This window comes from Rhizobacter sp. (assembly GCF_031412495.1).
Lineage (GTDB): Bacteria > Pseudomonadota > Gammaproteobacteria > Burkholderiales > Burkholderiaceae_C > Schlegelella_A.
In genome coordinates, this window is sequence record NZ_JANODC010000201.1 from 1 (window position 1) to 11710 (window position 11710).

Consider the following 11710-nt stretch of genomic DNA (forward strand, 5'->3'; position numbering starts at 1 on the left):
CTGCGCCACGACGACCCCCGCCTGGAGAACCTGCAGGCCAGCTACACGATGATCGACGAGCCTGAAGAGGAAGTCGGCTTCACGCGGCGCGAGAAGGCCAAGGCCAAGCAGGAACCGGTGATCAAGGGCATCCTGCCGGAAACCCCGGCACCGAAGCCCGTGGAACGGCCGCAGCCGCAGCCGGCGGCCCCGGTCGCTGCGCCGGTCGCTGCGGCACGACCGACGCACGCACCGGCGGTGCCGGTGCCGGCCGCCGGACGCGGCTTCTTCGCCTGGGTGAAGGGACTATTTTCCGACGCACCGGAGACGGCCCCCGCGCCGCCGCTGGCCGTGCAGGCGCCTGCGACGCGAGTCGAGGAGCCGGCACGGCGCGAGCGCGGCGAGCGTGGCGAGCGCGATCGCGGCGAGCGGGGTGACCGCGGTGAACGTGGCGGGCGCGGCGGCCGAGGCGGCCGCGGCGGTCGCGGCGGCGAACGAGGAGAACGCGGCGAGCGCAGCGCCGAAGCCGGCAGCGAGGCCGGTGCCCGCGGCCGGCGCAACGATCGTCAGGCCGAGGCGCCGCGCGCCGAGGGCGAGCCTGCGGCGAGCGAGCGGCGCGAGCCGCGCGAGGGCCGCGAAACGAGAGAGCCACGGGAGATTCGCGAGCCCCGCGAGGGACGCGAGCCCCGCGATTCGCGCGAGGCGCGCAGCCCGCGAGGCGAACCGCGAGCCGAAGGCGGCGACGTGGCACGCGAAGACATGGCCCGTGGCGACGCGACGCGAACCGACGCAGGGCGTGGCGATCACCCGCGTGGCGACTCGCGCCGCGGTGGTCGCAACGACCGCGGTCCGCGCCCTGCCGATGCCCACGGCGAGAGTGCGCCTGCCGCCATGCCGAGCGAGGAAGCGGGCAGCGAGGCCTTCACCGACACGCAACCGAACCTGCAACCCGAGGGCGGCGATGCGCTGGGCGAGCGCCCGGGCGGCCGGCGGCGCGGTCGGCGCGGCGGGCGCGGGCGCGATCGGGACGATTCCGGCGCCGGCGAAGCAGCTGGTGTCGACAACGCTGCGGGCGCGTCGGTCGCGGACGGGGGCCAGAACGGCGCGGCTGTGCCGGCGATGGACGAGCGTTTCGAGGGCGGCGAACCCCGACCGGGCGAGGCCGTCGCGCAACCCGAACCGCGCGCCGATGACGAGCCAGGCACCGGCGAAGCTCGCGGCGAAGGCCGTGAAGGCGGTGGCGGGCGGCGCCGGGGTCGCGGCGGGCGTGGCCGCGGCCGCGATGGCGAGCAGGTTTCGCGCGACGACCTCGGGCCGGTGGTCGGTGAAGCCGGGATGGAAGCCGACCGCGGCGTTGCCGTGGCAGCGCGCGACGAGCGCATCGGCGACGTCGAGGAACCGGCCATGCGCAGCAACGGGCCCGAACCTGCGCGCAGCCAGCCGCTGGCCGCAGCTGCGTTCGTACCTGCACCCGCAGCCGCACCGGCCACTCCGCGGGCTGCCGCGCTGCCCATCGCCGCGAGCGGCAGCGACGCGGAGCCGGCGACCTCGTCCGACGACTACGTGCTGCCGATGGACTCGCTCGTCGCCGTCGCCGAGTCGGCCGGCCTGCAGTGGGTGAACTCGGACGCCGACAAGATCCGCGCCGTCCAGCAGACGATGGCAGCGATGCCGGCGCCGGCGCATCGGCCGCGCGAGATTGCGACCGTCGAGAACGTCGACGAGGGTCCGCTGGTGCTGGTCGAGACCAAGAAGGACCTGTCGCAATTCAAGCTGCCGTTCGAGAGCCAGGGGCGCGATCCCTCGACGCCGGCCTGAGGCCTCCCTCGGGCAGTCTTCGCCGCCTGTCCCGTCAGGGCAGGCGCTCGAGCGAGCGCTGGTAGGCGGGCTGGTGCATGAGGTCGTCCCAGCCCAGCGGCGGCGTCTGCGGCAGCAGGTCGAGGCGACGCAGGTCGCTGGCGGCATCGGGTTGCCAGTGGCCGGCGGCCTGCTCGTCGAGCAGGCCGTCGAGCAGCTCGTCGACGGCGGCGCCGCCGTCGAGCGACTGGTTGCAGAGCAGGACCATGTCGCAGCCGGCGTCGAGCGCCAGCGCCGCCGCTTCCGCGTAGCCCATCGTCGCGCCGGCGACCTGGCGCGCCCCGGCCATGCTGAGGTCGTCGCTGAAGATGGCGCCTTCGAAGCCGAGCTGCAGACGCAGGATCTCCTTCAGCCAGCGCGCCGAGAAGCCGGCCGGCCGCGCGTCGACCTGCGGGTAGATGACGTGGGCCGGCATGACGCTGGCCAACGTCCCCGCCAGCCACTCGTACGGGCGGGCGTCGTCGGCCAGGATCCGCTTCAGCGGCCGCGGATCCACGGGCACCTCGAGGTGGCTGTCCGCGCGCACGAACCCGTGCCCCGGGAAGTGCTTGCCGCAGTTCTGCATGCCGGCCTGGAGCAGGCCGTGCATCAGGCTGCGCGCGAGCGTCGACACCACCCGGGCGTCGCGGTGGAAGGCCCGGTCGCCGATCACCGAGCTCGCGCCGTGATCGAGGTCGAGCACGGGCGTGAAGCTGAAGTCGACGCCGCAGGCGCGCAGCTCGGCGCCGAGCACGTGTCCGGCGGCGCGCGCCGACTCCAGGGCCCGCATGGCGCCGGTGCCGCCGGCGCGGGCGGGCGCGTCGCGCATCCACATCTCGCCGAGCGCGCGCATCGCCGGCAGCTGCGTGAAGCCGTCGGTGCGGAAGCGCTGCACGCGGCCGCCTTCGTGGTCGACGCAGACGAGCAGGTCGGCGCGGATCGACTTGATCTCGGCGACGAGCTCGGTGAGCTGGAGGCGGTCGCGCCAGTTGCGGGCGAACAGGATCATGCCGCCGGTCAGCGGGTGGGCCAGGCGGCGCCGGTCGTCGGCGTCGAGCGAGGTGCCGGCGATGTCGAGGATGATGGGGCGGTGCGTTTCGGTGGTCATGGGTTCTGGGTCTGCTCGACGACGACGAAGCTCGAAGCGTAGTCGGCCTCGTCGCTGACGCTCACGTGGGGGGTCAGGCCGCGCTCGGCGCACCAGCGCGCCAGCGCCCCGTGCAGCCGGATCGACGGCTTGCCGCTCGCTTGCTTGACGATCTCGCACGAGCGCCAGGTCATGGGCATGCGCATGCCGAGCCCGATCGCCTTGGCGAACGCTTCCTTGGCGGAGAAGCGCGTCGCCAGGTAGCGGACGCCGCGCTCGTGCAGCTGGGCGCGACGGGCCCGGAAGAGCTCGATCTCGTGCGGGCCCAGCACCCGCTCCGCGAAGCGATCGCCGCGCCGAGCCAGCACGGCGCGGATCCGGCGCACGTCGCAGAGGTCGGTGCCGACGCCGAAGATCACCGCCGGCTGCCCGCCGTGGCGGCGTCGATGGCGCGGAGATAGGCCCGGGTCGCCTCGGCGGCGCCGAGCTCGAGCATGTCGGCGACGAAGGCATGGCCGATCGACACCTCGAGGACGCCCGGCACCGCCTGCAGGAAGGGCGGCAGGTTGTCGAGGTTGAGGTCGTGGCCGGCGTTGACGCCCAGCCCCGCCGCCTGCGCTGCCCGTGCTGCGGCCGCGAACTCCGCCAGCGACGCCCCCTGCCCCGGCGTGTTCCAGGCTTGCGCGTAGGGCTCGGTGTAGAGCTCGACACGGTCGGCACCGATGGCGCGTGCCGCGGTCATCGCACCCGCGTCGGCACCCATGAACAGGCTGACCCGCACGCCGAGCGCATGCGCCTCGTCGATCAGGGGCGCGAGGCGCGCGCCGTCGACGCCGAGGTCCCAGCCGTGGTCGGAGGTGGCCTGCCCGGCCGCATCGGGCACGAAGGTGCACTGGTGCGGCCGCGTCTCGCGGACGATGGGCATCAGATTGTGGAAGGGGTTGCCCTCGATGTTGAACTCGGCGGCCGGCCAGTCCTCGAGCATCGCGGCGAGATCGTGCACGTCGCCGGTTCGGATGTGCCGCTGGTCGGGACGGGGGTGCACGGTGATGCCGTGCGCTCCGGCGCCGAGGAGGCGTGCCGCCAGACCGGTCACGCTGGGGATCGCCAGCGGGCGCTGGTTGCGCAGCAGCGCGATCTTGTTGACGTTGACCGAGAGCTGGGTGGACCGGCCCCGGTCGTCGAGGCCGATGGTGACCATGGGGTTCATCGGGCGGGCAGGCCGGCGTGCGGCAGGTGGCTTCGGTCCAGGGCTTGCGCTTCGATCATCACCTGGCGCGTGCGCAGCTGCGAGGTGCCGAGATGATAGTGAAGCTGCGCCCGCAGGAGCGGCCTCAGCTCGGCGAGCGACGCCGCCGTCGCCGCCTGCAGACGGGACAGGTCGGCGGACGCGAGTGCCGCCTGGAGCCGGGTCAGCGTCGAGCCGCGCAGGCCGGCTTCGTCCTTGGCCTCGACCACGCCCGCATCCGGGAGGACGACGTAGCGCCGGTCGACCCCTACGGGCTGGCGCGTGGCGGTTTCGACGCCGAGATCGGGCAGCAGGCCGATCTCCTTCAGCAGGACGATCTCGAAGGCGCGCAGCGCGGCCTGCGCCGCCGCGTCGTCGCCGCTGCCGGCGAGGACCGCGACCGTCGCCGCATAGGCGTCGAAGAGCAGCGGGTGCGGGTCGTGGCGGGCGAGCAGCTTCATGAGCAGCTCGTTCAGGTAGAAGCCGCTGAAGAGGGCGGCCCCGGCCGGCATGCCGTGGCCGCCGCTCCACTCGGCACCTCGCAGGGTGTCGACCTCGCGCACCTCGGCGCCCGCCGGCTGCCGCCCCAGCGAGACCTGGATCCGCTGGAACGGGAGCAGGACGCTTCGCAGCTGCGAGAACGGCTTCTTCGCCCCCTTCGCCGCCACCGCGATCCGCCCCTGCTCGCGGGTGAACACGTCGAGGATCAGGCTCGACTCGCTCCAGTCGTAGCGGTGCAGGACGTAGGCCGTGAGGGCCCCGGAGCGATGCGCCACCTAGTCGTAGCCGTAGGAGCGCAGGTGGGCCTCGTCGTCGGCCCAGCCGCTGCGCACCTTGACCCAGACCTCGAGGAACACCTTGGCGTCGAGCAGGTGCTCGAGCTCCTGGCGGGCCTCCGAGCCGATGCGCTTGAGGCGCTCGCCGCCGCCGCCGATGATCATGCCCTTGTGCGCCTCGCGCTCGACGACGATGGTCGCCGCGATCCGGCGCAGCCGGCCCTCTTCCTCGTACTTGTCGATGATCACCGTCGAGGTGTAGGGCAGCTCGTCGCCGGTCAGGCGGAACAGCTTCTCGCGGACGATCTCCGCGGCGAGAAAGCGGTCGCTGCGGTCGGTGAGCGCGTCTTCGCCGTGCAGCCAGGGCTGCTCGGGCAGGTAAGGCTCGACGATCCCGAGCAGGCGCTCGACGTCGGCCGCCTTCTTCGCCGCCAGCGGCACGAACTCGACGAACGGATGCCGCGCCTGCATCGACTGCAGCCAGGGCGCGAGGTCGGCCCGGCGCGTGACGAGGTCCAGCTTGTTGGCGACCAGGACCACCGGCTTGCCGGGCGGCACCAGGGCGAGGACGGTCTCGTCCTCGTTGCCGAAGCGGCCCGCCTCGACCACCAGGAGAACCAGGTCGACGTCGCCTAGCGTCGCCGAAACCGTCCGGTTCAGGGTCCGGTTCAGCGCCGCGGCGTGGCGGGTCTGGAAGCCCGGGGTGTCGACGAAGACGAACTGCGAGCGGCCCGCCGTGCGCACCCCGGTGATGCGGTGCCGCGTGGTCTGCGCCTTGCTCGAGGTGATGCTGATCTTCTGGCCGACCAGCGCGTTGAGCAGCGTCGACTTGCCGACGTTCGGCCGGCCGACGATGGCGACGAGGCCGCAGCGCGTCGGCTGCGGCGCAGCACCCGCTTCGGGGACGTCGTCGCCCGGCATCAGGACTGGAGCGGGCTGCCCGGCTCGTCGCTGTCGCGAAGCGCCTGGAGCATGCGCCGGGCTGCCTCCTGCTCGGCGGCGCGGCGCGACTTGCCTTCGCCCGTCTCGCTCAGGCTGAGCGCCGGGACGGCGCACTCGACCTCGAAGGTCTGCGCGTGCGCCTGGCCGCGCGTGGCGATGATCCGGTAGCTCGGCACCGCGATCCGCCGTGCCTGCAGCCATTCCTGCAGCTCGGTCTTGGCGTCCTTGGCCCAGGTGGCGACGTCGGCGGTCTCGATGATCTCGCCGAAGAGGCTCTGCACGAGCGCCCGCGCGGCCGTGAAGCCGCCGTCGACGAAGGTCGCGCCGAGCAGGGCCTCGAGGGCGTCGGCCAGGATCGACGCGCGCAGCGCACCGCCGCCGCGCGCTTCTCCCTCGCCGAGACGAAGCAGTTCCGGCAGCCCGACCTGCAGGGCCGCGCGGTGCAGGCTGTCCTCGCGGACGAGGTGGGCCCGGATCCGCGTCAGGTCGCCTTCGTCGGAGTCGCCGAGGCGATCGAACAGGAGGCTCGAGACCGCCAGGCTGAGCACGGCGTCGCCCAGGAACTCGAGCCGCTCGTTGTGGTCGGTGCCGAAGCTGCGGTGGGTCAGGGCGCGTTGCAGGAGGTCCGGGTCGCTGAACCGGTGACCGATGCGCTGCTGCAGAGCGACGAGGCTGGAATCCATGCGTGACGAAGGGCTCGCGTGAGTCTGGGGCGAGCCGGCAGGATATCTACTTCGACCGGCCCTCGAACTTGATCAGAAGATAGACCGGGCTCACAAGTTCCACTTCCTTGTTGTACGCGAAGCTTACGACCACCTTGTCGTTTTCCTTGGTGATGGCGAGATCCTTGCCGGTGATCGAGGTGATGGAGTACTCGATGTCCTTCTGGCGCTCGAAGGCGGCCCGTATCTCCGGCACCGTCGTCCCCTCGGTCGTGATCTGGTTGACCGTGCGCTTGATGGTGAAGTATTCGTTCAGGCTGGGCAGGACCCGCATGCCGATCAGCGACAGGAAGCCGATCACGATGGCCCAGAAGAGCAGCCCGAAGAGAGTCACGCCCCGCTGAATGCCCGCCCTGCTCGCTCCTCGGATCATCCGCACCTCCCTTGGTGGCAGCCGCGCGGGCTACCGGAACGACCCGATCCGCTTCAGGTCGCCGAAGTTCATCCAGATGAAGAACGCCCGGCCGATGATGTTCTGGTCGGGGACGAAGCCCCAGTAGCGCGAGTCGAGCGAGTTGTCGCGGTTGTCGCCCATCATGAAGTAGTGCCCGGGCGGAACCTTGCAGGTCACCCCTTCGGCACTGTAGCGGCAGTTCTCGCGGAACGGAAAGCGGTTGCCGTCCTGGCTTCCGAAAAAAGGCGTGGATTGAGGATTAATGAGGATGCGGTGTTCGATGTCGCCGAGCTTCTCCTTGAATTCCAGCGAGTAGCGCCGCGTGTCCTCGTCGTAGAAGCCGGGCGGCGGCAGCGCCTCGACGGGGACCGGCTGGCCGTTGATCGAGAGCTGCTGGTTGCGGAACGTGACCTCGTCGCCGGGCAGGCCGACCACGCGCTTGATGTAGTCGGTGCTCGTGTCGCTCGGGAAGCGGAACACCATGACGTCGCCCCGGGCCGGGTCGTTGTTGTCGACGATCGTGCGGTTGATGACCGGCAGGCGGATCCCGTAATGGAATTTGTTGACCAGGATGAGGTCGCCGATCAGCAGCGTCGGCATCATCGAGCCGGACGGAATCTTGAACGGCTCGAACAGGAACGAGCGCAGCAGGAACACCGCGAGGATCACCGGGAAGAGCCCGGCGGTCCAGTCGAGCCACCACGGCTGCATCAGCAGGGTCTCGCGCATCTCGGCGCTGTTGTCGTCGACCTTGGTGATCCCCTGGCTGGCCAGCTGCTCGCGCCGGGTCGCTTCCTGACGCTCGAACGTGGCCACCGCCCGCCGGCGGCGCGGCGCGAAATAAAAGCGCTCCGCCACCCAGTAGAGGAAGGTCACCAGGGTGAGGACAAAAAGCAGGAGGGAGAAATTCCCGGACCACTTGCCGAAGTACCAGCCGAGCCCGAAGACCCCGAGGCAGGCGTAGAGCAAACCGGTCAGCAAACCCATCAGTCGTCCACTTGGAGAATGGCCAGGAAGGCTTCCTGCGGCACCTCGACGGAGCCGATCTGCTTCATCCGCTTCTTGCCGGCCTTCTGTTTCTCGAGAAGCTTCTTCTTGCGCGTGATGTCGCCGCCGTAGCACTTGGCGATCACGTTCTTGCGCAGGGCCTTGATTGTCTCACGCGCGATGATGTTGGCTCCGATGGCCGCCTGCACCGCAACGTCGTACATCTGCCGCGAAATCAGCTCGCGCATCTTCGACACGACGGCCCGCGAGCGGTACAGGCTCTGGCTCCGGTGGACGATGATGGACAGGGCGTCGACGCGCTCGCCGTTGAGCAAGATGTCGACCTTGACGACGTCGGCGGCCCTGTTCTCCTTGAACTCGTAGTCCATCGAGGCGTAGCCCCGCGAGACGCTCTTCAGCTTGTCGAAGAAGTCGAGGACGATCTCGGCCAGCGGCATGTCGTAGGTCAACATGACCTGGCGGCCGTGGTAGGCCATGTTCTTCTGCTCGCCGCGCTTCAGGTTGGCCAGCGTCATCACGGGCCCGACGTACTCCTGCGGCATGTACAGGTGCACGGTGACGATCGGCTCGCGGATCTCGCCGATCCGGCCGAGGTCGGGCATCTTGGACGGGTTCTCGACCCGCAGCAGCTCGCCGCTGTTGAGCTGGACCTCGTACACCACCGACGGCGCGGTGGTGATCAGGTCCTGGTCGAACTCCCGCTCCAGCCGCTCCTGGACGATCTCCATGTGCAGCAGGCCGAGAAAGCCGCAGCGGAAGCCGAAGCCGAGGGCCTGGCTCACCTCGGGCTCGTAGCGGAGCGAGGAATCGTTGAGCTTGAGCTTTTCGAGGGCGTCGCGGAGCTGGTCGTACTCGCTCGCCTCGGTCGGGTACAGGCCGGCGAAGACCTGCGGCTGGATCTCCTTGAAGCCGGGGAGCGCCTCAGTGGCCACGCCGGCGTTGTTCGGCAGCTTCTTTTCCAGGGTGATGGTGTCGCCGACCTTGGCCGCCTGCAGCTCCTTGATGCCGGCGATCACGAAGCCGACCTCGCCGGCAGAGAGCTTGTCGCGGGCGACCGAGTTCGGCGTGAAGACGCCGAGCTGCTCGGCGCCGTAGACCGAGTCGCTGGCCATCAGGCGGATCCGCTCGCCGCGCAGCAGCTGGCCGTCGACGACGCGCACCAGCATGACCACGCCGACGTAGTTGTCGAACCAGGAATCGATGATCATGGCCCGCAGCGGCCCCTCGGGCCGCCCGCGCGGTGCCGGCATCCGGTGCACCACCGCCTCGAGGATGTCGTCGATGCCCTCGCCGGTCTTGGCGCTGCACGGGATCGCGTGCTCGGCGTCGATGCCGATCACGTCCTCGATCTCGGCCCGGGCCCGATCGGGGTCGGCCTGCGGCAGGTCCAACTTGTTGAGCACCGGGACGACCTCGACGCCGAGGTCCAGCGCGGTGTAGCAGTTGGCGACCGTTTGCGCCTCGACGCCCTGGCTGGCGTCGACGACCAGGAGCGCGCCCTCGCAGGCCGACAGCGAGCGGCTGACCTCGTACGAGAAATCGACGTGGCCGGGTGTGTCGATCAGGTTCAGCTGGTAGCTGTTGCCGTCCCGCGCCTGGTAGGTGAGCGCCGCGGTCTGCGCCTTGATGGTGATACCCCGCTCGCGCTCGATGTCCATCGAGTCGAGCACCTGGGCTTCCATCTCTCGGTCGGAGAGCCCGCCGCAGCGCTGAATGAGCCGATCCGCCAGCGTCGATTTGCCGTGATCGATGTGGGCGATGATCGAGAAGTTGCGGATGTGGTCCATGTCTGCTTCGGCGAAACGGGTCGAGCCTCTGGCACTGCTACAACGGCGAGGCCGTTGCCACGAGACTCATGTCGCGAAGCGATGCGATGCCGCGAAGCGGCGGTTCGGAGTCACCAAAAAAAAGGCACGTCGAATTACTGACGCGCCTTCCAACAAAACGTATGGCAACTGCTTGTTGGGATTTCATTGTAGCCAAAAGGCCCCTTCAGCAACCCGTGCCAAGGCTTGTTTTCTGCACGTTGCGGGCCGCCAACATGAATTCTATCAACAGGTTATCCACAAATGCCTGTGGACTGCCTGGGGGCAATTTTGCGGTCGCGAGTCAGCCGTCACCCCCACCGGACGACTCTTCTTTATAGAGGGCTGCTCCCGAGCTCGCCGACCGGATGGGATGTGGGCGAGCGCCCACGTGCGTTCACCCTGGGTAAACCCTAGCGCGGGCGGAGTATCACGAACGTTGCCGCCTCGCCCCGACGGACGAGCAAGGTCACCGGCTTGGCCTTGTCCGCCTTTGCCATCGCCGCCTCGAATTGCTTGGCGCCGGTGACCTCGACGTTGTCCACCGTGACGATCACATCCCCCTCCCGGACACCCGCACGGGCAGCGATGCCCTCGGCAGCTTCGACCCGGACGCCGTTCTTGATCTTCATCTCGCGCTTCTGCGCATCGGTCAGATCCGCGACGGCGAGGCCGAAGCTGCCGACCGGCGCCGGGGCCTTGGGTGTCTCCCGGTCGGGCGTACGACGAGCCGCGGTCCTTTCGGGCTCCATTTCGGCGACGACGACGCTCACGTCGCGGTAGCCGCCCCGGCGGAAGACCTGAAGGGTGGCCTTGTTGCCGGGCTTGATGCTGCCGACGATGCGCGGCAGCTCGACCGAAGTCTCGACGACGCGGCCATCAACCTTGGCGATGATGTCGCCGGCTTCGATCCCTGCCTTGTCCGCCGGGCCGCCCGACTCGACGCTGCGCACGAGCGCTCCGGTCGGCTTGCCGAGGCCGATGGACTCGGCCACCTCGCGCGTCACCCGGTCGATCACGACGCCGATGCGGCCGCGGATCACGCGCCCGCCGGTGCGCAGCTGCTCGGAGACCCGGCTCGCCTCGTCGATCGGGATCGAGAACGAGATGCCCATGTAGCCCCCGGAGCGGCTGTAGATCTGCGAATTGATGCCGACGACCTCGCCGCGCATGTTGATCAGCGGCCCGCCCGAGTTGCCCGGGTTGATGGCGACATCGGTCTGGATCAGGGGCAGCAGCTCGCCCGTGTCGCGCGACTTGGCGCTGACGATGCCGGCGGTCACCGTGCTTTCCAGGCCGAACGGCGAGCCGATGGCGATCACCCATTCGCCGACCTTGAGCTTGGAGACGTCGCCGATGCGCACCGTCGGCAGCCCGCTGGCGTCGATCTTGACGAGCGCCACGTCCGAGCGCTTGTCGGCGCCGATGGTCTTGGCCTTGAACTCGCGCTTGTCGGCCAGCGTGACGATGACTTCGTCGGCGCCCTCGATCACGTGGGCGTTCGTCATGACGTAGCCGTCAGCGTTCAGGATGAACCCGGAGCCGACTCCGCGCGGCTGGGGGTCGCCGTCCGGCTGCTGCTGAGGCGAGCGCGGCGCCGGCCGGTTCGGCATCGGCAGGCCGAAGCGACGGAAGAACTCGAGCATGTCCTCGTCGACGTCGCCGCCGCCCTGGCCGCTCCGCGCGGCGCGACCGCGCTCCGTGGTCCGGATGTTGACCACCGCCGGCCCGACCTTCTCGACCAGTTCGGTGAAGTCGGGCAGGCCCTGGGCCCGGGCGGCCGCCGGCGCAGCCGTGGCCGTGAAGCCCAGCGCGAGGGCGATCGCGCCGAAGCCGAGGCGGCTGAGGAAGGCGCGCAGCGAAGCAAGGGTCGAGGCCATGAGGGATTCCCGAAGGGGTCGACGTGAAACGACGAGGGAATGAGCCGCCATGT

The 11710-nt window shown here is 69.9% G+C and carries 12 protein-coding genes; 1 reads left to right on the forward strand and 11 read right to left on the reverse strand.

All coding sequences use genetic code 11. From position 1 onward, the window contains the following. Positions 1-285 precede the first annotated feature (285 nt). Positions 286-1152, reverse strand: a complete 867-nt coding sequence (locus AC30N0_RS07470) for a hypothetical protein (protein ID WP_489517298.1) — start codon at positions 1150-1152, stop codon at positions 286-288. 162 nt (positions 1153-1314) lie between these two features. Between AC30N0_RS07470 and AC30N0_RS07475 the strand changes: the two genes are divergently transcribed. After that, entirely contained in the window at positions 1315-1797 is a 483-nt protein-coding gene (locus AC30N0_RS07475) for a hypothetical protein (protein ID WP_489517299.1), read from the forward strand. Between the two features lie 34 nt (positions 1798-1831). Here the strand turns inward: AC30N0_RS07475 and nagZ are convergent, their stop codons facing one another. The 10 genes from nagZ to AC30N0_RS07525 form a co-directional block, all read right to left on the reverse strand. Further along, a complete protein-coding gene (nagZ, locus tag AC30N0_RS07480; RefSeq protein ID WP_489517300.1) occupies positions 1832-2923 on the reverse strand; it encodes a beta-N-acetylhexosaminidase in 1092 nt (363 codons plus the stop codon). Then, positions 2920-3321, reverse strand: a complete 402-nt coding sequence (acpS, locus tag AC30N0_RS07485) for a holo-ACP synthase (protein ID WP_489517301.1) — start codon at positions 3319-3321, stop codon at positions 2920-2922. The genes nagZ and acpS overlap by 4 nt, the downstream gene beginning before the upstream one ends. Then, positions 3318-4112, reverse strand: coding sequence for a pyridoxine 5'-phosphate synthase (locus AC30N0_RS07490; RefSeq protein WP_489517302.1), 795 nt, complete (start codon positions 4110-4112; stop codon positions 3318-3320). Before AC30N0_RS07490 ends, acpS begins: the two co-directional genes overlap by 4 nt. Continuing rightward, complete coding sequence (gene recO, locus AC30N0_RS07495; RefSeq protein ID WP_489517303.1) at positions 4109-4906, reverse strand: DNA repair protein RecO; 798 nt, start codon at positions 4904-4906, stop codon at positions 4109-4111. Before recO ends, AC30N0_RS07490 begins: the two co-directional genes overlap by 4 nt. Further along, a complete protein-coding gene (gene era / locus AC30N0_RS07500; protein WP_489517304.1) occupies positions 4907-5827 on the reverse strand; it encodes a GTPase Era in 921 nt (306 codons plus the stop codon). Continuing rightward, positions 5827-6531 carry a ribonuclease III gene (rnc, locus tag AC30N0_RS07505; protein ID WP_489517305.1) on the reverse strand — a complete coding sequence of 235 codons (705 nt, stop codon included), beginning with the start codon at positions 6529-6531 and terminating at the stop codon, positions 5827-5829. The genes era and rnc overlap by 1 nt, the downstream gene beginning before the upstream one ends. A 46-nt stretch (positions 6532-6577) precedes the next feature. After that, the gene (locus AC30N0_RS07510; protein ID WP_489517306.1) at positions 6578-6943 is read right to left on the reverse strand and encodes a DUF4845 domain-containing protein; all 366 of its coding nucleotides are present in this window, start codon (positions 6941-6943) and stop codon (positions 6578-6580) included. Positions 6944-6973: 30 nt separating this feature from the next. Continuing rightward, complete coding sequence (gene lepB / locus AC30N0_RS07515) at positions 6974-7951, reverse strand: signal peptidase I (protein WP_489517307.1); 978 nt, start codon at positions 7949-7951, stop codon at positions 6974-6976. Next, on the reverse strand, positions 7951-9759 hold the full coding sequence (gene lepA / locus AC30N0_RS07520; protein WP_489517308.1) for a translation elongation factor 4: 1809 nt from the start codon (positions 9757-9759) through the stop codon (positions 7951-7953). The genes lepB and lepA overlap by 1 nt, the downstream gene beginning before the upstream one ends. Positions 9760-10190: 431 nt before the next feature. Further along, positions 10191-11657 carry a Do family serine endopeptidase gene (locus AC30N0_RS07525; protein ID WP_489517309.1) on the reverse strand — a complete coding sequence of 489 codons (1467 nt, stop codon included), beginning with the start codon at positions 11655-11657 and terminating at the stop codon, positions 10191-10193. Positions 11658-11710: the final 53 nt, after the last annotated feature.

Excerpts from the sequence above, each read along its gene's own strand:
- AC30N0_RS07475 (WP_489517299.1), top strand. The coding sequence starts at position 1,315 with ATGGAAGCCGACCGCGGCGTTGCCGTGGCAGCGCGCGACGAGCGCATC.
- nagZ (WP_489517300.1), bottom strand. The coding sequence starts at position 2,923 with ATGACCACCGAAACGCACCGCCCCATCATCCTCGACATCGCCGGCACC.
- AC30N0_RS07490 (WP_489517302.1), bottom strand. The coding sequence starts at position 4,112 with ATGAACCCCATGGTCACCATCGGCCTCGACGACCGGGGCCGGTCCACC.
- era (WP_489517304.1), bottom strand. The coding sequence starts at position 5,827 with ATGCCGGGCGACGACGTCCCCGAAGCGGGTGCTGCGCCGCAGCCGACG.
- rnc (WP_489517305.1), bottom strand. The coding sequence starts at position 6,531 with ATGGATTCCAGCCTCGTCGCTCTGCAGCAGCGCATCGGTCACCGGTTC.
- AC30N0_RS07510 (WP_489517306.1), bottom strand. The coding sequence starts at position 6,943 with ATGATCCGAGGAGCGAGCAGGGCGGGCATTCAGCGGGGCGTGACTCTC.
- lepB (WP_489517307.1), bottom strand. The coding sequence starts at position 7,951 with ATGGGTTTGCTGACCGGTTTGCTCTACGCCTGCCTCGGGGTCTTCGGG.
- lepA (WP_489517308.1), bottom strand. The coding sequence starts at position 9,759 with ATGGACCACATCCGCAACTTCTCGATCATCGCCCACATCGATCACGGC.
- AC30N0_RS07525 (WP_489517309.1), bottom strand. The coding sequence starts at position 11,657 with ATGGCCTCGACCCTTGCTTCGCTGCGCGCCTTCCTCAGCCGCCTCGGC.